The sequence below is a fragment of the Pseudomonas sp. DWP2-2 genome, from assembly GCF_049897065.1.
Classification (GTDB): Bacteria; Pseudomonadota; Gammaproteobacteria; order Pseudomonadales; family Pseudomonadaceae; genus Aquipseudomonas; species Aquipseudomonas paracarnis.
The window spans coordinates 173,639-192,535 of the sequence record NZ_JAFCVN010000003.1 but is presented as its reverse complement, the minus strand read 5'-3'; the positions used below and the strand labels follow the sequence as shown (position 1 = coordinate 192,535).

General features: G+C 60.6%; 18 protein-coding genes. 13 read left to right on the top strand and 5 right to left on the bottom strand.

Features of this window, described 5'->3' with window-relative positions; all coding sequences use genetic code 11:
- The first annotated feature begins 62 nt into the window (after positions 1-62).
- Together ACP7CZ_RS08370 and ACP7CZ_RS08365 are read left to right on the top strand one after the other, a co-directional pair.
- Positions 63-419, top strand: a complete 357-nt coding sequence (locus tag ACP7CZ_RS08370) for a DUF1493 family protein (RefSeq protein WP_034125858.1) — start codon at positions 63-65, stop codon at positions 417-419.
- A gap of 191 nt (positions 420-610) precedes the next feature.
- Entirely contained in the window at positions 611-1,474 is an 864-nt protein-coding gene (locus tag ACP7CZ_RS08365) for a DMT family transporter (RefSeq protein ID WP_294172905.1), read from the top strand.
- A 54-nt stretch (positions 1,475-1,528) separates the two neighbouring features.
- On the opposite strand, the gene ACP7CZ_RS08360 is transcribed toward ACP7CZ_RS08365, so the two are convergent.
- Both ACP7CZ_RS08360 and hslO read right to left on the bottom strand, forming a co-directional pair.
- Positions 1,529-3,070 (bottom strand): phosphoenolpyruvate carboxykinase, encoded by a 1,542-nt coding sequence (locus tag ACP7CZ_RS08360; protein WP_005783824.1) that lies wholly within the window; start codon positions 3,068-3,070, stop codon positions 1,529-1,531.
- 179 nt (positions 3,071-3,249) lie between these two features.
- On the bottom strand, positions 3,250-4,152 hold the full coding sequence (gene hslO, locus ACP7CZ_RS08355; protein ID WP_054920269.1) for an Hsp33 family molecular chaperone HslO: 903 nt from the start codon (positions 4,150-4,152) through the stop codon (positions 3,250-3,252).
- 124 nt (positions 4,153-4,276) lie between these two features.
- Between hslO and ACP7CZ_RS08350 the strand changes: the two genes are divergently transcribed.
- Complete coding sequence (locus tag ACP7CZ_RS08350) at positions 4,277-5,080, top strand: phosphatase PAP2 family protein (RefSeq protein WP_034125497.1); 804 nt, start codon at positions 4,277-4,279, stop codon at positions 5,078-5,080.
- A 136-nt stretch (positions 5,081-5,216) separates the two neighbouring features.
- Here the strand turns inward: ACP7CZ_RS08350 and ACP7CZ_RS08345 are convergent, their stop codons facing one another.
- A complete protein-coding gene (locus ACP7CZ_RS08345; RefSeq protein WP_003236026.1) occupies positions 5,217-5,624 on the bottom strand; it encodes an RNA-binding S4 domain-containing protein in 408 nt (135 codons plus the stop codon).
- A 116-nt stretch (positions 5,625-5,740) separates the two neighbouring features.
- Between ACP7CZ_RS08345 and ACP7CZ_RS08340 the strand changes: the two genes are divergently transcribed.
- From ACP7CZ_RS08340 to rimK, 3 genes are read left to right on the top strand one after another with little or no spacing between them, the layout of a single operon-like run.
- Positions 5,741-6,520 (top strand): EAL domain-containing protein, encoded by a 780-nt coding sequence (locus tag ACP7CZ_RS08340; protein ID WP_054896652.1) that lies wholly within the window; start codon positions 5,741-5,743, stop codon positions 6,518-6,520.
- A gap of 46 nt (positions 6,521-6,566) precedes the next feature.
- The gene (locus ACP7CZ_RS08335; protein WP_169856571.1) at positions 6,567-7,016 is read left to right on the top strand and encodes an ATP-dependent zinc protease family protein; all 450 of its coding nucleotides are present in this window, start codon (positions 6,567-6,569) and stop codon (positions 7,014-7,016) included.
- Positions 7,013-7,918 carry a 30S ribosomal protein S6--L-glutamate ligase gene (gene rimK, locus ACP7CZ_RS08330; RefSeq protein WP_003187674.1) on the top strand — a complete coding sequence of 302 codons (906 nt, stop codon included), beginning with the start codon at positions 7,013-7,015 and terminating at the stop codon, positions 7,916-7,918. The genes ACP7CZ_RS08335 and rimK overlap by 4 nt, the downstream gene beginning before the upstream one ends.
- 140 nt (positions 7,919-8,058) lie before the next feature.
- Here rimK and ACP7CZ_RS08325 read toward each other — a convergent pair whose 3' ends face one another.
- Together ACP7CZ_RS08325 and ompR are read right to left on the bottom strand one after the other, a co-directional pair.
- The gene (locus tag ACP7CZ_RS08325; RefSeq protein ID WP_003187671.1) at positions 8,059-9,372 is read right to left on the bottom strand and encodes an ATP-binding protein; all 1,314 of its coding nucleotides are present in this window, start codon (positions 9,370-9,372) and stop codon (positions 8,059-8,061) included.
- Between the two features lie 117 nt (positions 9,373-9,489).
- Positions 9,490-10,230 (bottom strand): two-component system response regulator OmpR, encoded by a 741-nt coding sequence (ompR, locus tag ACP7CZ_RS08320; RefSeq protein ID WP_003187669.1) that lies wholly within the window; start codon positions 10,228-10,230, stop codon positions 9,490-9,492.
- A 357-nt stretch (positions 10,231-10,587) separates the two neighbouring features.
- Between ompR and ACP7CZ_RS08315 the strand changes: the two genes are divergently transcribed.
- The 7 genes from ACP7CZ_RS08315 (at position 10,588) to tauD (ending at position 18,796) form a co-directional block, all read left to right on the top strand.
- Positions 10,588-12,912: a Tex family protein gene (locus tag ACP7CZ_RS08315; RefSeq protein ID WP_054896653.1), complete on the top strand. Its 2,325-nt coding sequence runs from the start codon at positions 10,588-10,590 to the stop codon at positions 12,910-12,912.
- The gene (locus ACP7CZ_RS08310; protein WP_052199927.1) at positions 12,912-13,295 is read left to right on the top strand and encodes a PaaI family thioesterase; all 384 of its coding nucleotides are present in this window, start codon (positions 12,912-12,914) and stop codon (positions 13,293-13,295) included. Before ACP7CZ_RS08315 ends, ACP7CZ_RS08310 begins: the two co-directional genes overlap by 1 nt.
- A gap of 214 nt (positions 13,296-13,509) precedes the next feature.
- Entirely contained in the window at positions 13,510-15,093 is a 1,584-nt protein-coding gene (gene gshA, locus ACP7CZ_RS08305) for a glutamate--cysteine ligase (protein ID WP_054896654.1), read from the top strand.
- Between the two features lie 244 nt (positions 15,094-15,337).
- The gene (tauA, locus tag ACP7CZ_RS08300; protein WP_034125493.1) at positions 15,338-16,315 is read left to right on the top strand and encodes a taurine ABC transporter substrate-binding protein; all 978 of its coding nucleotides are present in this window, start codon (positions 15,338-15,340) and stop codon (positions 16,313-16,315) included.
- Positions 16,316-16,332: 17 nt separating this feature from the next.
- The gene (tauB, locus tag ACP7CZ_RS08295) at positions 16,333-17,112 is read left to right on the top strand and encodes a taurine ABC transporter ATP-binding subunit (protein ID WP_054896655.1); all 780 of its coding nucleotides are present in this window, start codon (positions 16,333-16,335) and stop codon (positions 17,110-17,112) included.
- Positions 17,109-17,945: a taurine ABC transporter permease TauC gene (gene tauC / locus ACP7CZ_RS08290; protein WP_054896656.1), complete on the top strand. Its 837-nt coding sequence runs from the start codon at positions 17,109-17,111 to the stop codon at positions 17,943-17,945. Before tauB ends, tauC begins: the two co-directional genes overlap by 4 nt.
- 14 nt (positions 17,946-17,959) lie before the next feature.
- Positions 17,960-18,796 carry a taurine dioxygenase gene (tauD, locus tag ACP7CZ_RS08285; protein WP_105225401.1) on the top strand — a complete coding sequence of 279 codons (837 nt, stop codon included), beginning with the start codon at positions 17,960-17,962 and terminating at the stop codon, positions 18,794-18,796.
- The last annotated feature ends 101 nt before the right edge of the window (positions 18,797-18,897 follow it).

The following is an 18,897-nucleotide window of genomic DNA, read 5'->3' as shown; positions in this document are numbered from 1 at the left end:
CGCGAAACAAATACCGCCTGCAACGTGACAGGCCCCCTCACCCACGCCTGCGTGCCCCCACCATGAACCTGGCCCCCAACTTCCCAGAAGACCCTGCCATGCAGCAACTTGTGCAATTGCTGCATGAAGAAATCGGCTTGCCAACACACAAGACCATTGGCTTGCACACCTCACTGAACTTCGACCTCGGGTGCGATGGTGCTGAGGCCAAGCAATTCATGGAGGCGCTGGAGCAGGATTTTGGTGTCGACCTGAGCGACTACGACGCTTATCGTTACTTCCAGCCGCCGGTGTTCGACGTGTTCCTGAAGCGTCGCGCCAAAGGCCGTGGTGACAAGATTCCGCTGACCATCGGCATGCTCTACCTGGCGATCAAGACCCACCGCTGGGACACGCAGACGCTGGAAAACCTGAGCTGAATCCAATGAAGGATTTTTTGTAGGAGCGAGCTTGCTCGCGAAAAACTCACAGGCGCCGCGTTCATTCAGCAAGCACGCGTTATCGTTGACGTTTTTCGCGAGCAAGCTCGCTCCTACAGTATTAGGGCAAGCCTGCTCCCACACTGGATCTGCGCTAATCTGGCGAGCCGTATAAATAACAAGGACCTTACATGGACGTAACAATGGGCCTGCTGGCCGCCCTGCTCTGGGGCGGCACGGACTTTCTGGTGGGCTTCAACGCCCGAGCCGTTGGCGTAAAACGCGCGGTGTATTTCGGCCAAGCCCTCGGTTTTTTGATCATGACCCTCCTGCTGGTCATTTTCCCAGCCTTCCTTTTCAAAGCCCTTGATGCAACTTTAAGCGTTTGGCTCCTGGGCGTCGCCGCCGCTCTGCTGACGGTGTCCGGCGCCCTTGCGCTATCCAAAGCCTTTGCCATGGGCAAAGCAGCCATCGTCGCGCCGCTGGTGACGTCCTATGGCGTGGTGACCACCCTGCTGTCCTGGGCCAGCGGTGAACACATCAGCCTGATACAACTGGGCTGCATCGCCCTGTGCGTGATCGGCGTTTTGCTGTCCAGCATTCACAAGGACAACGGCACGCTTCACAACAACCCGCGCCTGTCCATTGCCTACGCCATGTTCGCCGCAACCTTGTATGGCACCAGTTTCTGGCTGCAAGGTCGCTACACACTGCCAGCGCTGGGGCCAATCACCATGTTGTGGCTGGGTTACCTGGTGGGCTTGTGCGTGCTGGTGGTGATGGTGCTGAAGATCAAGGATGGCTTGAAGATCCCGCCACTGAAAAACTGCGCGACTTTGACCGGTGCGAGCTTGATGAACCTCGGCGGTTTTTCGGCGTTTTCGTGGGGCGCAATGGCCGGCTCGGTGTCGGTGGTGACGGTGATCAGTACGCTCTCTGGAGGGATCGCGGCGATCCTGGGGTTCGTATTTTTCAAAGAGCGCTTGTCAGCGGTGCAGGTGGCAGGCGTTGTACTGGTGCTGGTCGGTGCAGTGGTACTGCACATCGCCGACTAATCGTTCGCCCATAAAAAAGCCGCCTAAGAGGCGGCTTTTTTACAACGGCGAATCTTACAACTTAGGACCCGCCGCCTTGATCGCATCGCTGACTTCAAACTTCTTGAAGTTTTCGATGAACAGGCCAGCCAGAGCTTTCGCTGCTTCGTCGTAGGCAGCCTTGTCAGCCCAGGTGTTGCGTGGGTTCAACAGGCCGGTTTCAACGCCCGGTACGGCCAATGGCACGTCGAGGTTGATGGTGTCCAGGTGTTCGGTTTGCGCACCGATCAACGCACCGCTCTGGATCGCTGCAATCACGCCGCGAGTGGTCGGGATGTTGAAGCGTTTGCCGACGCCGTAGCCGCCGCCGGTCCAGCCGGTGTTGACCAGGTAGACCTTTGAGCCGAAACCACGGATACGCTTGATCAGAAGCTCTGCGTATTCGCCAGCCGGGCGTGGGAAGAACGGCGCGCCGAAGCAGGTGGAGAAGGTCGACTTGATGCCGCTGCCCGAACCCATTTCGGTCGAGCCCACCAGAGCGGTGTAGCCGGACAGGAAGTGGTAGGCCGCTTGTTCTTCGCTGAGGATCGACACAGGCGGCAGTACGCCGGTCAGGTCGCAGGTCAGGAAGATCACCGCGTTTGGCTCGCCGCCCAGGTTCTTCTCGGAACGCTTGGCAACGTGCTCCAGCGGGTAGGCGGCACGGCTGTTCTGGGTCAGGCTGACGTCGGCGTAGTCGGCGTGCTTGGCCTCGTCGATCACGACGTTTTCCAGCACAGCGCCGTGCTTGATAGCTTTCCAGATAACCGGCTCGTTCTTCTCGGACAGGTCGATGCACTTGGCATAGCAACCGCCTTCGATATTGAACACCACGCCTTCGCCCCAGCCGTGCTCGTCGTCACCGATCAGGTAACGGCTTTCGTCGGCGGACAGGGTGGTCTTGCCAGTGCCGGACAGGCCGAAGAACAGGGTCACATCGCCTGCTTCGCCAATGTTGGCGGCGCAGTGCATCGGCAGCACGTCGGCAGCCGGCAGCAGGAAGTTCTGCACCGAGAACATGGCTTTTTTCATTTCACCGGCGTAACGCATGCCGGCAATCAGTACTTTTTTCTGAGCGAAGTTGAGGATCACGCAACCGTCGGAGTTGGTACCGTCACGCTCTGGTACGCACTCGAAGTTGGCCACGTTGAGCACTTGCCACTCTTCACGACCGGCCGGGTTGTACTGGGCCGGGTTGATGAACAGGCAACGACCGAACAGGTTCTGCCAGGCAGTCTGGGTGGTCATTTTCACGGCCAGGTAGTGGTCTTCTGCAGCCCCTACGTGAACATGGGAAACGAAATGCTCTTGCGCGTTATTGAACGCCTCGACGCGAGCCCACAGGGCATCGAACTTGTCGGCCGGGAACTTGCGGTTGATCGGGCCCCAGGCGATGGCGTCCTGGGTGGAAGGCTCTTCAACGATGAAACGGTCAACCGGCGAACGACCGGTGCGGTGACCGGTTTCTACGACCAGCGCGCCAGTATCGGCAAGCACGCCTTCACCGCGCTGCAGGGCTTCTTTGACCAGATCGTCAACACTCAGATCGGTGTATACGGCGTTATTGGCTTGCGTCATGAGGTTCCCCGTCGGCCTATGGCCGAGTGCTCCAAACGTTTTGTAGTAGAAAGTTGCGCACTACTACCGCGAAAAAAGTGGGCCGGATTATGCCAGAAAAGCCCAAAAAGAGTAGGGCCCTCCCGTCAGAACACCTCTAATCCGGCGTTTGTCAGGTGATTTACCTGTGCTTAAACGTTTTAGTGGCGGGTGTCGGAAGGGGTGTCGCTGCCTGCGCCGGCGAACAATTGCGCTACATCAGCCGCGTCGAACAGGTAGCGCTGGTTGCAGAACTGGCAGTCGATCTCGATATGGCCGCCATGTTCCACCACCAGATTTTGCGCATCTTCCAGGCCCAGGCTGACCAGCGCGTTACCGGAACGCTCGCGCGAGCAACTGCAGTGAAAATGCAGGCCCTGTGCGTCGAACAGGCGCACGGCCTCTTCGTGGTAGAGGCGGTGCAGGATGGTTTCGTTGTCCAGGCCCAGCAGTTCTTCGGCCTTCAAGGTGTCGGCCAAGGCGATGATATGCCGCCAGCTTTCGGCACGATCATCCTCATCCTTGATGCGATCGGCCGGCAGTTGTTGCACCAGCAAACCACGGGCGCGCTTGCCGTCGGCGTTAAGCCAGAACTTGGTGCCCACTTGCTGGGACATAACGAAGTAGTTGGTGAAGCATTCCGACAGGGTCTGGCCGTCGAGGTCGACAATACCCTGGTACCGCTGGCCTTCAGTCGGGTCGACAGTCAGTGCCAGGACGCCGTTGGGCATCAGGTCGGCCAAGGTGGCATCTGCGGCAATCTGGTCAGCCTCGTAACGGGCCAGGCCACGGATCTCGCGCTCGCTCGAGCACTCGATCATCAACATGGGCACTGGCCCTTCGGAACGAGCCTGCAAGATCAGCAAACCGTCGAACTTCATGGTGCCCACCAGCAGCGCCGCGGCGGCCATCAACTCGCCGAGCAATTGCGCGACCGGCTCCGGATAGGCATGTTTGGCAAGGACTTCGGCATAGCTGAGCTCCAACGAAACCATCTCGCCGCGGGCATCGCTCTCATCGAAGATGAAGCGTTGGGTGAAGTCGGTATCCGGTAGATCAGTCATAGGTCTGGGTATCTGAAGTGATGACAAAATGATTACAAGGTTTATAAAATTAAACGCTTTAGCACCATCTTGGTGCGACTTCTCCTGAATTCAAGGAGCTGAATAGAGCGATGAGGGACAGTTTATGAACAATCCGGGTTTGTTCCAAGCCAACTGGAACCTCCGGCGATGGGCTCTTTGCAATCTACTCGCTATCGGACTGCTGTGTTTTTGGCTGTGGCCCACGGGCCAGATGCTCTGTGTGATTTTCGACGAGTGGCTGTTTCATCTGCTCAATGGCCCATTGGCCACGAACTCGACCTGGCTACATGTGTGGGCCGTGGCCAGCCTGCGGCCGTTTGATGCAGTGGTCGGCGTGATTTTGCTGGCGCTGTTGATCCGCGGCGACTGGGTGTTCAAGGCCGTACAGGTGCGCCAGGCGTTTTTTGGCTTCCTCGGCATTCTGCTGCTATTGCTTTTTATCCGCATGCTGTTCTCCAAACTCGCGGCGCACATGGGCTGGCAGCACAGTAGCCCGTCGATGGTCATCAGCGGCGCGATTCAAATGAGCGACTTTTTCCCAGGGCTGGAGAAAACCTGGGAATTGAAGGACCGCTCGAGCCAGAGCTTCCCCGGCGACCATGCTTCGGTGCTATTGATCTGGGCGATGTTCATGAGCGTGTTCGCCCGGCGCATCGGCCAGGTGCTGGTGATCTGGGGCCTGGCGCTGCTGTTCATGATGCCGCGGCTGGTAGCCGGCGCGCACTGGGGCCAGGACGATTATATCGGTGGCGTACTGCTGGCGCTGTTGGCGCTGGGGTGGGGGTATTACACGCCGTTTGCGGCGAAGGTGTCGGGCGCTTTGTTGCGAATGACGGCGCCGCTTTTCGGGCTACTGAGCAAGTTGCCCGTTATTGGGCGGTTGAGTGTCATGCGCACAACTCCGTAACCCCCCAGGGCTAAAAGTGGGAGCGGGCTTGCTCGCGAACGCGGGGTGTCAATCAATGCATCTGTGCCTGACCCACCGTATTCGCGGGCAAGCCCGCTTCCACATTTGATCGAGTTTGCATGGGCGACTCGTGCAATCAATCGTCATTGCCGCTGCCGCGAAACTTGAACAGATCGCGGCGCTGCTTCTTGCTCGGCTTGCCGTCAGTGGTCAGGCCTGAAGCCCCTGCCTTGCGCATGGCCGCAGCGTTTTCGCGCTTGGCGATGCTGGCTTCGGTCTCGGCATACAGTGCCTGCGCTTCAGGCGCGCCCCGGCGGACGATGGAAAGCGCCTGTACTACGATGGTTTTTTCATCAAAGCCTGTACGAATCTGAAACTCGTCGCCGACGCGCGGCTCCTTTCCCGGCTTGCAGCGCTCGCCGCGATGATGCACCTTGCCGCTCTCGATAGCGGCCTTGGCCAGAGCGCGGGTCTTGTAGAACCGCGCTGCCCACAACCACTTGTCCAGCCGGACCTTCTCTTCCTCTTCCTGCTTTTGAGCCACTTGAATTCCTCGCTCTGAAAAATGTCGCAACTTTACCGTTGAAACCCTTCGACGCATAAACCCCAAGGCTCACCTAAGATACGCCAGGTAGCACCCTGTTTTCGCGAGGATACGCCGTGACCGACTTTCCCCTCTCACTCACCTCGCCCAACCAGCGGTGCGTGGGTTGCCAGCAAAGCGAGCCTCTGGGGTTCGATTTCGCGTTCGCCTACCAGCCTATCGTAGACCTGCGTGACCATTCGATCTTCGCCAACGAAGCCTTGGTGCGCGGTCCCCAGGGAGAAGGCGCGCTGTCGGTGCTGGCTCAGGTCAACGAAACCAATCGCTACCGCTTCGACCAGCGCTGCCGGACCAAGGCCATCGCCGGTGCCGCAGCCCTGGGCATGCAGACTCACCTTTCCATCAACTTCATGCCCAATGCTGTATATCGTCCGGAACTGTGTATCCGCAGCACTCTGGAGGCCGCCCGGGCGCACAATTTCCCGCTGGACCGGCTGATTTTCGAGACCCTGGAAAGCGAGCACGTAGATAACTATCGCCATTTGACGAATATTCTGCGTGAATACCGCGAATTCGGCTTCAAGACCGCCATCGACGATTTCGGCGCGGGCTATTCGGGGCTGAACCTGCTGGCCGATTTCCAACCTGACTTGATCAAGCTCGACATGGCGCTGATTCGCGATGTCGACCAGGATCGTGTCCGTCAGGTGATCGTCCGGGGGATTGTCACAATCTGTGAGCAGTTGGGGGTTACTGTCATCGCCGAGGGCATCGAAAGTGCCGGCGAGCGCGACTTCCTGTCCGACTGCGGAATATTTCTGATGCAGGGCTTCTGGTTCGCCAAGCCTGCATTCAAAGCGTTGGCTGAGGTATCTCCTCAAGCCTGGGCGAATTGACCGGTTAACCATATTGAAGACATTTGACCATTTGACCGTTGTGGGTCTGCGTGAGTGGGTGGCACTTCCCGACTTGGGAGTGGCGGGCCTGCGGGCGAAGATCGACACCGGTGCCAGTACCTCAAGCCTGCACGCCACCGATATCGAGCCCTTTGAGCGCGACGGTGAAAAGTGGGTGCGTTTTACCGCGCACCTGGGCAGCGTGGTGCAACTACGTCACCGCCGCTGTGAAGCGCCCCTGGTGACGATGAAAACCATCAAGAGCTCCAACGGCCATGCACAGGTGCGCTACGTGATCAGCACTACCCTGGCCCTGGGTGATCGGGTATGGCGGGTGGAGTTCACCCTCGCCTGTCGCAAAGCCATGCGTTACCGCCTGCTGCTGGGCTCCAAGGCGCTGATTGACGGCCAGTTGGTGGTCAATCCAGGCCTCAAGTACGTTCAAGACAAGCCGGTGTTCCCGGTCTCCACTATTTCTGCCCCAGGTGCTGCATGAAGATTGCTGTGCTGTCGCGAAACCCGCGTCTGTATTCCACCCGTCGCCTGGTCGAGGCCGGCACTGAACGTGGCCATGAAATGGTGGTGATCGACACGTTGCGTGCCTACATGAACATTGCCAGCCACAAGCCGCAGATCCACTACCGGGGCAAACCCCTGGAAGGCTTTGATGCGGTAATCCCGCGTATCGGCGCTTCGGTGACGTTCTATGGCTGCGCGGTATTGCGCCAGTTTGAAATGATGGGGGTGTTTCCGCTGAATGAATCCGTGGCCATTGCGCGCTCGCGGGACAAGCTGCGCTCCCTGCAACTGCTGTCGCGCCGGGGTATCGGTTTGCCGGTCACCGGTTTTGCCCACTCTCCGGACGACATTCCCGACCTGATCGAGATGGTCAATGGCGCACCGCTGGTGATCAAGGTACTGGAAGGCACCCAGGGCATCGGGGTGGTGCTGTGTGAAACAGCAACGGCGGCGGAGTCGGTGATTGAGGCGTTCATGGGCCTCAAGCAGAACATCATGGTGCAGGAGTACATCAAGGAAGCGGGCGGCGCGGACATTCGCTGCTTCGTGGTGGGCGACAAGGTGATCGCAGCCATGAAGCGCCAGGCCAAGCCCGGTGAGTTCCGCTCCAACCTGCACCGTGGCGGCAGCGCCAGCCTGATCAAGATCACCCCGGAAGAGCGCATGACCGCGCTACGGGCGGCCAAGGTGATGGGGCTGAGCGTGGCGGGTGTGGACATCCTGCGCTCCAACCATGGCCCCCTGGTGATGGAAGTAAACTCATCGCCTGGCCTGGAAGGGATCGAAACCACCACCGGTAAGGATGTGGCGGGGATCATCATTCAGCATCTGGAAAAGAATGGCGGGCCGAATATGACTCGGACCAAGGGAAAGGGCTGAATACCCACACCTGCCACACGCCGCAAACCACTGTGGGAGCTGGCTTGCCTACGATGACGCCGGTACATTCAACATCGTCGTTGAATGAACTACCGCTATCGCAGGCAAGCCAGCTCCCACATTTGCATTCATATTGCTTGTTAGACAGCGTCTCGAGGCAGCATCAACCCCAGCGGCAGCCGCACCCGCGCTTCCAACCCGCCGCCTTCACGGTTGCGCAACTCGACATTGCCGCCATGCATCGACGCAATCCGCCGCACAATCGCCAACCCCAACCCGGTGCCCTTGCCTCCTCGGGCGCGGTCACCACGGGTGAAGGGGTTGAAGATACCCTCCAGCTCAGCCGGGTCGATTCCTGTGCCACGGTCCATCACGCTCAGCACCACGTAAGGCGCGGCACTGTCGCCAGAAACGTACGCCGCCACTTCCACATCGGAACCGGCATGGTGCAAGGCGTTGCCAATCAAGTTGTTCAGCAGGCGCTTCATCGACACCCGGCGTAATGCGAACGGCTGGATCGGCTCCAGGCGCGTGCGCACCTGCTCACCATTCTGGTTATAGGGCGCAACCACCTCACGCACGAGGTCGGTGAGGTCGACCTCCTCGACCACTTCATCCCGCCCGTCACGGATGAACGCCAGGAACTGGTCCAGAATAGCGTCCATGTCCTCGATGTCGCGCACCATGTCATCGGTGAGGTCGGTATGGTCCCCCATCAACTCCAGGGACAACCGTAATCGCGTCAGTGGCGTGCGCAAGTCATGGGACACCCCCGCCAGCATCAACTCGCGTTCGCGCCCGGCCTGTTCGACATCTTCTGCCATCTGGTTGAAGGCGCCGTACACCTCGGTCATCTCACTGGGCGTGTCGCTGACCGGCAAGCGCACACTGCGCCCCTGGCCCAGTTGGCGAGCGGCAAACACCAGGCGCTTGAGGGGTTGGTTGAGCTGGCGGACGAAAATCCACGCGGACGCCGTTGAAAGCAAGCCAATGGCCAGGAACCAGCCCAACACGTTCCAGATTTTTTGCCCCCTCAGCGGGTGCGGATAAAGCGGAACCTTGATCCAGGCATCCCCCAGGCTTGGCGCTCGCACCCACAGCGCAGGCGAAACATGCATACGCAGCCGCACCTCGGTGTCGGCACCCAACTCGGCCTGCATCTGGCGCTGGTAGATCTCGCTGTAAGGCCAATGCTGCTCGCCTTCAGGCACACCTGCGCCGTCAACCCGCGTCAGCGTCGACGCCTTGGCTACTTTTTCGCGGTTCTCAGGGTCTACCGCCCAATAACCACGCAACGTCAGGGCGACACCATGGCTGTACTGCCGGTCCACCAGCACGTCTTCGTTCATCAACAGATAAACCAGCGTGAGCGCCTTGGAAAACAGAACGACAATAAGCACCAGCCAGAGGGTGCGGGAGAAGAAACTTTGTGGGAACCACAGCGGGGTTTTCATAGATGAAAGCTGCACACCTTGCAGGAACGAGCGGCGCTCGCAGAATTGCAGACGCCGGGCATCCCGTCGACCCTCATGGAGTCAAACGCCAGGATACCCGCCCCTGCAAATCATCGGTCACTTGGTTGCGGTGCCATCCGGCACAAACACATAACCCACACCCCACACCGTCTGGATATACCGCGGCTTGGACGGGTCTGGCTCGATCATCCGGCGCAATCGGGAAATCTGCACGTCGATGGAGCGCTCGAGGGCGTCCCATTCCCGGCCACGGGCCAGGTTCATCAGCTTGTCACGGGTCAGCGGCTGGCGAGCGTTCATCACCAGGGCCTTGAGCACTGCGAATTCGCCGGTGGTGAGCATGTGCACTTCTTCACCGCGCTTGAGCTCACGGGTGGCCAGCGACAATTCGTAATCGCCAAAGGTGACGCTTTCGTCTTCGCTGCCCGGTGCACCCGGTACCGCCGGTGCCTGGCGACGCAACACGGCCTTGACCCGCGCCATCAGCTCATCGGGGTTGAACGGCTTGGCCAGATAGTCATCAGCGCCCAGCTCCAGCCCCTTGATGCGGCTCAGTTCATCGCCCTTGGCGGTGAGCATGATGATCGGGATCTGATTGTTCGCACCGCGCAGGCGCTTGCAGGCGGTGAGGCCGTCTTCACCGGGCAACATCAGGTCGAGTACGACCAGGTTGAAAACTTCACGCCCTAACAGACGATCCATCTGTTCGGTGTTCGGCACCGCGCGGGCACGATAGCCCTTGGAGTTGAAAAAACGCTCCAGCAGGCTGCTCAGCCCCGGATCGTCATCAACGATGAGAATTTTTTCGCCTTCAGCAGTTTGTGCGGTGCTGCTCATTGGATGCTCCTCTTATCTCGGCGCGCATTATGGCGTAGCTGCCGTTATACGCACCGTGTGCATTGTTAGCAGATTTTTCATCTACTGCCAGCGAACCCGCGCCCTACAAGCTGCGGCGCAGTAGCCCCCAAGGGCGGAACGCTGGTTATAATGCGGCGCCTCCGTGCAGGGCAACGTCAGATCGTTACCGTTTGCTGCCGGGCTTTTTTTACCCGCTTGTCGTGACTTTTTCGATTTCGAGGGTCAATAGCCAGCCTCTTGACCCAGGCAGCGGCGCCAGTCGGGCCGCTCAACCAGCCTCGCCGAGCCTTGTTTTTACGGGCCGGCGCGCTGATTTTAAGAATTTCAGGTGGTTTTATGGACAGCATCAACAGCCGCATCGCCGAGGAACTCGGCGTACGCCCACAACAGGTCGAAGCGGCCGTCGCTCTACTGGATGAAGGCTCCACGGTGCCCTTCATCGCCCGTTACCGAAAAGAAGTAACCGGCAGCCTCGACGACACCCAGCTGCGGCACCTGGAAGAGCGCCTGCGCTACCTGCGAGAACTCGACGAACGGCGTATCAGCATCCTCGCCAGCATCGAGGAACAGGGCAAGTTGACCCCGCAACTGGAACGCGACATCAAACTCGCGGACACCAAGACCCGCCTCGAAGACCTTTACCTGCCGTACAAACAGAAACGTCGTACAAAGGGCCAGATCGCCCTGGAAGCCGGCCTGGGTGATTTGGCCGATGGCTTGTTCAACGACCCATCGTTGACCCCGGAAACCGAAGCCGCGCGCTTCATCGACGCGGAAAAAGGCGTCGCCGACGTCAAGGCCGCCCTCGAAGGCGCCAAGTACATCCTGATGGAGCGCTTCGCCGAAAACGCCAGCCTCCTGGAAAAACTGCGTACCTACCTCAAGCAGGAAGCCATCCTCAGCGCCCGCGTCATCGCCGGCAAAGAGGAAGAAGGCGCCAAGTTCCGCGACTACTTCGAACACGACGAGCCGCTCAAAAGCATGCCGTCCCACCGCGCCCTGGCGATTTTCCGCGGCCGTAACGAAGGCATTCTCAGCTCCGCGCTGAAAGTCGGTGACGAGCTGCCGGGCACCATGCACCCGTGCGAAGGCATGATCGGTCAACAATTCGGCATCCAGAACCAGAACCGCCCCGCAGACAAGTGGCTGGGCGAAGTGGTGCGCTGGACCTGGAAGGTCAAGCTCTACACCCACCTGGAAACCGACCTGCTGGGCGAATTGCGCGACGGCGCCGAAACCGAAGCGATCAACGTGTTCGCCCATAACCTGCACGACCTGCTGTTGGCCGCACCGGCTGGCCCGCGTGCCACCCTGGGCCTCGACCCGGGCCTGCGCACCGGTTGCAAGGTCGCGGTGGTCGACGCCACCGGCAAGTTGCTGGACCACGCTACCGTGTACCCACACGTACCGCACAACAAGTGGGACCAGACCCTGGCGATCCTGGCCGCCTTGTGCGCCAAGCACGCGGTGGACCTGATCGCCATCGGCAACGGCACCGCCAGCCGCGAAACCGACAAGCTGGCCGCCGAGCTGATCAAAAAATACCCAGCCATGAAGATGACCAAGGTCATGGTCTCCGAAGCAGGCGCTTCGGTGTACTCGGCGTCGGAGCTGGCCTCCAAGGAATTCCCGGACCTCGACGTGTCGATCCGTGGCGCAGTGTCCATCGCTCGTCGCCTGCAAGACCCGCTGGCCGAACTGGTGAAGATCGACCCTAAATCCATCGGCGTCGGCCAGTACCAGCACGACGTGTCGCAACTGAAGCTGGCACGCGGCCTGGATGCGGTGGTGGAAGACTGCGTAAACGCCGTGGGCGTAGACGTGAACACCGCTTCGGTGGCACTGCTGGCGCGAATCTCGGGCCTTAACGCGACCCTGGCGCAGAACATCGTCAGCCATCGCGACGAAAATGGCGCGTTCAAAACCCGTGCTGCGCTGAAAAAAGTCGCACGCCTGGGTGAAAAAACCTTTGAACAAGCGGCCGGCTTCCTGCGCGTCATGAACGGCGATAACCCCCTGGACGCCTCGGCAGTTCACCCGGAGGCCTACCCGCTGGTGCAACGCATTGCCGCCGAAACCGACCGCGATATCCGTTCGTTGATTGGTGATGCCGCGTTCCTCAAGCGCCTGGACCCGAAGAAGTACACCGACGAAACCTTCGGTGTGCCGACCATCACCGATATCCTGCAAGAACTGGAGAAACCGGGTCGCGACCCGCGCCCGGAGTTCAAGACCGCCGAGTTCCAGGACGGTGTCGAAGACCTCAAGGACCTGCAACCGGGCATGATCCTAGAAGGCGTGGTGACCAACGTGACCAACTTCGGCGCGTTCGTGGACATCGGCGTGCATCAGGACGGTTTGGTGCATATCTCCGCGCTTTCGGAGAAGTTCATCAAGGACCCACGTGAAGCGGTGAAAGCCGGTGACGTGGTCAAGGTCAAGGTCATGGAAGTCGACATCCCACGCAAACGCGTCGGCCTGTCGATGCGCATGAGCGATACCCCCGGCGAGAAAATCGATGGTGCCCGTGGCGCTCGCCCCGGTTCGGCGCCGCGCCAGTCGCAGAACAACGCCCCGCGCAAGGAAACCACCACCGCCGCGCCAAGCAACAACGCCATGGCGTCGCTGTTTGCCAACGCTAAACAGTTGAAGAAGCGCTGATGGAAATTCCGGCCGGTTTGACCCAGAGCGCATTCAGCGAACTGATCGGCTGCCGCCTGCAACGCCTGGAAGAGGGCGTTGCCGAGGTGGCCCTGACCCTGGAGCCGCACCTGCGCAACCGCGCGGGCAAGCTCCATGGCGGGGCGATTTTCAGCCTGGTGGATATAACCATGGGCCTGGCCTGTTCCAGCGCCCATGGTTTCGACCAGCAGAGCGCCACCATCGAATGCAAGATCAACTATATTCGCGCTGTGGAAGACGGTGAGGTGCTGTGCACCAGCCGGGTGATCCACGCCGGTCGCCGCACCCTGGTGGTCGAGGCCGACGTGTATCAGAGCGAAAGACTTGTCGCAAAAGCACAGGGCACGTTCGCTGTCCTATAGCTCCCCACCCCCGATTTGAGTTAATTTCGGCGCTGCGATAACAGCGTCGGAATTTTCTCGCTGCGCTGTAGCCCAATTCATGGAGTGAAGTCGGCAGATTCAGAGCGGGTCAAATCGACTCAAAACCAGGCGATCACGCCAGTTTCAACTTCACCCTTGTAGACCGTCCTGCCCACCCCCATATTGGGGCGACTGACGCGTGAAGGAATCCAACTTGAGCGAACTTCTCAACCGCCGCCTGGCCCTGCTCGGCAAGCGCGAACACCTCTCCCTGCTAGAGCAATGCTTGCACGGCATCGAGCGCGAATGCCTGCGCGTCACCAACGAAGGTCGACTGGCGCAAACGCCGCACCCCGAAGCCCTGGGCGCCGCGCTGACCAATGAACAGATCACCACCGACTACTCGGAATCGCTGCTGGAGTTCATCACCCCTGCCCTGCCGAACCCGGCCGATACTCTGAGCAGCCTGGACAAGATCCATCGCTTTGCCTACACCAAGCTGGGCAGCGAATACCTGTGGAGCCCCTCGATGCCGTGCCCGTTGCCGGCCGAGGAAGATATTCCGATTGCCTACTACGGCACCTCCAACATCGGCCAGCTCAAGTACGTGTACCGCAAGGGCCTGGCCCTGCGTTACGGCAAGACCATGCAGTGCATCGCCGGCATCCACTACAATTTTTCCCTGCCGGAAGCGTTGTGGCCGTTGCTCAAGGAAACAGAAGGGTTTGTCGGCACCGACCGTGACTATCAATCCACGGCCTACATCGCGCTGATCCGTAATTTCCGTCGTTACAGCTGGCTGTTGATGTACCTGTTCGGTGCCTCGCCAGCCCTGGATGCCGGCTTCCTGCGCGGACGCTCGCATCAGCTTGAAGTCCTCGACGCCGACACGCTGTACCTGCCCTACGCCACCAGCCTGCGCATGAGCGACCTGGGGTACCAGAGCAACGCCCAGGCCGGCCTGACGCCGTGCTACAACGATTTGGCCAGCTACACCGACAGCCTGCGCGAAGCGGTGGCAACACCCTACGCGCCCTATGTAGAAGTCGGCACGCACAAGGATGGCGAGTGGGTGCAGCTCAATACCAACATCCTGCAAATCGAAAACGAGTACTACTCCAACATCCGTCCCAAGCGCGTGACCTACACCGGCGAGCGGCCGATCCAGGCGTTGATGGCGCGCGGCATCCAGTACATCGAAGTACGCTGCCTGGACATCAACCCGTTCCTGCCGATGGGTATCGACCTGCCAGAGTCGCGGTTCCTCGACGCATTCCTGCTGTACTGCGCGCTGAACGACAGCCCACTGTTCGCCAACAACGAGTGCGGCAACGCCACCTCCAACTTCCTCAGCGTGGTCAAGGAAGGCCGCCGTCCGGGCCTGCAATTGCAGCGTGACGGCCAGCCGGTGGACATGAAGGAGTGGGCGGCCGAGTTGCTGGAGAAGATTGCCCCGCTGGCCGCCCTGCTCGATCAGAGCCATGACATCACCGAGCACAGCGAGGCATTGGACGCCCAGTTGGCCAAGGTCAAGGACCCATCCCTGACGCCGTCGGCTCAGGTATTGGCAGCCATGGCTGAGCGCAAGGAAAGCTTTGCGCAGTTCTCCCTGCATCAAAGCGAAGTCCATGCCGAATACTTCCGCAAAGAACCTTTGGCGCCTGAGGAACAAGCGCACTTTGAAGAACTGGCCCGTGCGTCGCTGGCGCAACAGGCAGAGCTGGAGCAGAACGAAGTAGGCGATTTCGATGTGTTTGTCGGTTCGTACCAGGCAAGCATCCTCGCCATCAGCAACTAACCTAAGGCTCGCTCCCCCTGTGGGAGCTGGCTTGCCTGCGATAGCGGTGGGTCAGCAACCCACCTGTTGACTGATACACCGCTATCGCAGGCAAGCCAGCTCCCACATTATTCTGCCAGCCTGAAAACAGGCTTCGCCATTTACTCTCATAAGCTAATTCGAAAAAGTTATTTATTTTCGAATTCTTAGATCATTTAGTCTCCTCTCACGCCGACCCTCGGCCGCCTGATTGAGGAGCTTCCCTTTGAAACTGCTGACCCCTCTGCGCCTGTTGGCCGCATTGTCCCTGGCCGGTGCCAGCCTGTTTGCCCAGGCGGCGGACGTGACCATTGCGTATCAGACCACCGTGGACCCGGCCAAAGTCGCCCAAGCCGACGGCGCCTATGAAAAAGCCACCAACGCCAAGATCGACTGGCGCAAATTCGACAATGGCGCCGACATCATCGCCGCCATCGCGTCCGGCGACGTGCAGATCGGCTACCTCGGTTCCAGCCCGCTCACCGCCGCGATAACCCGTAAAGTCCCGGTGCAAACCTTCCTCGTCGCCACCCAGATCGGCGGCGCCGAAGCCCTGGTGGCGCGTAACGGTTCGGGGATCAACAGCCCTCAGGACCTGGTCGGCAAAAAAATCGCCGTGCCCTTCGTTTCCACCGGCCACTACAGCCTGCTCGCCGCCCTTAAACACTGGAACATCGACCCGGCCAAAGTCACCATTCTCAACCTCGCCCCGCCGGCCATCATTGCCGCCTGGAAGCGCGGTGATATCGACGCCACCTATGTCTGGGACCCAGCCCTGGGCGTGGCCAAGGAAACCGGCAAGGTGCTGATCACCTCCGGGGAGCTGGCCAAGTTCGGCGCGCCGACGTTCGATGCCTGGATCGTGCGCAAGGACTTCGCCGAGAAGCACCCAGAGATCGTCACCGCCTTCGCCAAGGTCACTCTGGATGCCTACGCCGCCTACCGCAAAGACCCACAAGCCTGGCTCGCCGATTCCGGCAACGTCGACAAACTGGTGAAACTCTCCGGCGCCAAGGCCAGCGACATCCCCTTGCTGCTGCAAGGCAACGTCTACCCGTTGGCCGCCGACCAAGTCACCCTGCTGGGCGCACCGACCACCAAGGCCGTCACCGACACCGCTGCGTTCCTCAAGGAGCAAGGCAAGGTCGAGGCCGTGCTGCCCGACTACGCCCCTTATGTCAGCGCCAAGTTCATTACCAACTGACCCAGGAGTTCACTGCGATGGCCTTGCTACAACTGGAGCGCATCAGCGCACAGTACCCAGGCGCCCCGGAACCGGTACTGTCCGATATTTCACTGGAGCTTGGGCCCCAGCAATTGCTGGTCGCCCTGGGCCCGTCCGGCAGCGGCAAGACCTCGTTGTTGAACCTGATTGCCGGCTTCGTCGAACCGTCTGCCGGGCGTATCACCCTCGATGGCGTGCCGGTCAAAGGCCCCAGCGCCGAGCGCGGCGTGGTGTTCCAGGACGATGCCCTGCTGCCCTGGCAGGACGTGCTGGCCAATGTGGCTTTCGGCCTGGAACTGGCCGGCGTGCCCAAGGCGCAGCGCGACGTGCGGGCGCGTGAAATGCTCGCGCTGGTGGACCTGGCCGGTTTCGACAACCGCCGCATCTGGCAACTCTCCGGTGGCCAGAAGCAACGCGTCGGCCTGGCGCGTGCGCTGGCGGCCGACCCGCGTGTACTGCTGATGGACGAACCCTTCGGCGCCCTGGATGCCTTCACCCGTGAACAGATGCAGGAGTTGCTGCTGCAAGTGTGGCGGCGCACGGCCAAGCCGGTATTCCTGATTACCCACGACATCGAAGAAGCGGTGTTTCTGGCCACCGACTTGATCTTGCTGGCGCCCAACCCCGGCCAGATCGTCGAACGCTTGCAGCTGGATTTCGGCCAACGTTACGCCGCCGGCGAATCAGCCCGCGCAATCAAGTCCGACCCGCGCTTTATCGAAACCCGTGAACATGTGCTGGGCAAAGTGTTCTCCCAACGGCAGGTGTACGCATGAGCAGCTACGAACTTCCCGCCACGGCCACCGAGCCTGCGACACATCCCGTGATCCCGCTGCGCCGTCGCCTGAGCACGCGCTGGATCAGCCTGCTGACCCTGGCGGCCTTGCTGGCCCTGTGGTGGGCGGTGACCGCCACCGGTTTGATCGAACCTTTGTTCCTGCCGCCACCGTCCGCCGTGTTGCAAAAAGGCTGGCTGCTGGCAACCACCGGCTACATGGATTCCACTTTGTGGCAGCACCTGGGCGCGAGCCTCAGTCGCATCGGCCTGGGCCTGGGCTTTGCAGTACTGACCGCCGTGCCGGTGGGGATCGCCATCGGTGCCAACCGTATCGCCCGTGGCATTCTCGATCCGCTGATCGAGTTCTACCGGCCGATTCCGCCCCTGGCCTACCTGCCGTTGATCGTGATCTGGTGCGGCATTGGCGAGCTGTCCAAGGTGCTGCTGATCTACCTCGCTATCTTCGCCCCGATTGCCATCGCCACCGCCACTGGGGTGCGCACCGTCGACCCGGCCAAATTGCGCGCGGCGCAGTCATTGGGCGCCACCCGCGCGCAACTGATTCGCCATGTGATCCTGCCCAGCGCCCTGCCCGATATCCTCACCGGTGTGCGCATCGGCCTGGGCGTGGGCTGGTCGACCTTGGTGGCGGCCGAGTTGATTGCCGCCACCAGCGGCCTGGGGTTCATGGTGCAGTCGGCGGCGCAGTTTCTGGTCACTGATGTGGTGGTGCTGGGCATCCTGGTCATCGCCCTGATCGCCTTCGCCATGGAAATGGGCCTGCGCGCCCTGCAGCGTAAATTAGTGCCCTGGCATGGCCAGGCACACTGAGTGAAGAACCCACAATGAGCAGCCTGACCGTTACCCCATTAAGCTCCGCCCTGGGCGCCCAGATCGGCGGCGTCGATATCACCCAGCCGCTGAATCCCGAACAGCGCGACGCCATTGAACAGGCGTTGCTCGACTATTCGGTGCTGTTCTTCCGTGACCAGCCGATCACCCCTGCGCAACAGGCACGGTTCGCGGCAAACTTTGGCGACCTGCACATCCACCCGATCTACCCCAACGTGCCGGAACAGCCCGAAGTGCTGATCCTCGACACCGCCGTCACGGATGTGCGTGATAACGCGGTGTGGCATACCGACGTGACGTTCCTGCCCACGCCTGCTCTGGGCGCAGTGCTCAGCGCCAAGCTGTTGCCCGCGTTCGGCGGCGATACCTTGTGGGCCAGTGGGATTGCGGCTTATGAAGCACTGTCTGAACCGCTAAAGCGCTTGCTCGATGGCCTCACCGCCACACACGACTTCACCAAGTCGTTCCCGCTGGAGCGCTTTGGCAACACCGCCGAGGACCTGGTGCGCTGGGAGGCAACCCGCAAGAAAAACCCGCCGCTATCGCACCCAGTCGTGCGCACGCATCCGGTGAGTGGACGTAAATCGCTGTTCGTCAGCGACGGCTTCACCACCCGAATAAATGAACTGGAACCGGCCGAAAGCGAGGCCATTCTCAAGCTGCTGTTCGCCCACGCCACCCGCCCGGAATTCACCATCCGCTGGCGCTGGCAGGAAAATGATGTGGCGTTCTGGGATAACCGCGTCACCCAGCATTACGCTGTGGATGACTACCGGCCGCAGCGGCGGGTGATGCACCGGGCGACGATTCTTGGGGATGTGCCGTTCTGACGCTTGGCGACAGATCGTTCCCACGCTCTGCGTGGGAACGCCTCCTGTGACGCTCTGCGTCACGACTTTAAAGCGGACGCCGAGCGTCCGGGGCAGCATTC

Bases quoted from the DNA above. Each gene is read 5' to 3' on its own strand.
- ACP7CZ_RS08370 (WP_034125858.1), top strand. From the start codon at position 63: ATGAACCTGGCCCCCAACTTCCCAGAAGACCCTGCCATGCAGCAACTT.
- ACP7CZ_RS08365 (WP_294172905.1), top strand. From the start codon at position 611: ATGGACGTAACAATGGGCCTGCTGGCCGCCCTGCTCTGGGGCGGCACG.
- ACP7CZ_RS08360 (WP_005783824.1), bottom strand. From the start codon at position 3,070: ATGACGCAAGCCAATAACGCCGTATACACCGATCTGAGTGTTGACGAT.
- hslO (WP_054920269.1), bottom strand. From the start codon at position 4,152: ATGACTGATCTACCGGATACCGACTTCACCCAACGCTTCATCTTCGAT.
- ACP7CZ_RS08350 (WP_034125497.1), top strand. From the start codon at position 4,277: ATGAACAATCCGGGTTTGTTCCAAGCCAACTGGAACCTCCGGCGATGG.
- rimK (WP_003187674.1), top strand. From the start codon at position 7,013: ATGAAGATTGCTGTGCTGTCGCGAAACCCGCGTCTGTATTCCACCCGT.
- ACP7CZ_RS08325 (WP_003187671.1), bottom strand. From the start codon at position 9,372: ATGAAAACCCCGCTGTGGTTCCCACAAAGTTTCTTCTCCCGCACCCTC.
- ompR (WP_003187669.1), bottom strand. From the start codon at position 10,230: ATGAGCAGCACCGCACAAACTGCTGAAGGCGAAAAAATTCTCATCGTT.
- ACP7CZ_RS08315 (WP_054896653.1), top strand. From the start codon at position 10,588: ATGGACAGCATCAACAGCCGCATCGCCGAGGAACTCGGCGTACGCCCA.
- ACP7CZ_RS08310 (WP_052199927.1), top strand. From the start codon at position 12,912: ATGGAAATTCCGGCCGGTTTGACCCAGAGCGCATTCAGCGAACTGATC.
- tauB (WP_054896655.1), top strand. From the start codon at position 16,333: ATGGCCTTGCTACAACTGGAGCGCATCAGCGCACAGTACCCAGGCGCC.
- tauC (WP_054896656.1), top strand. From the start codon at position 17,109: ATGAGCAGCTACGAACTTCCCGCCACGGCCACCGAGCCTGCGACACAT.
- tauD (WP_105225401.1), top strand. From the start codon at position 17,960: ATGAGCAGCCTGACCGTTACCCCATTAAGCTCCGCCCTGGGCGCCCAG.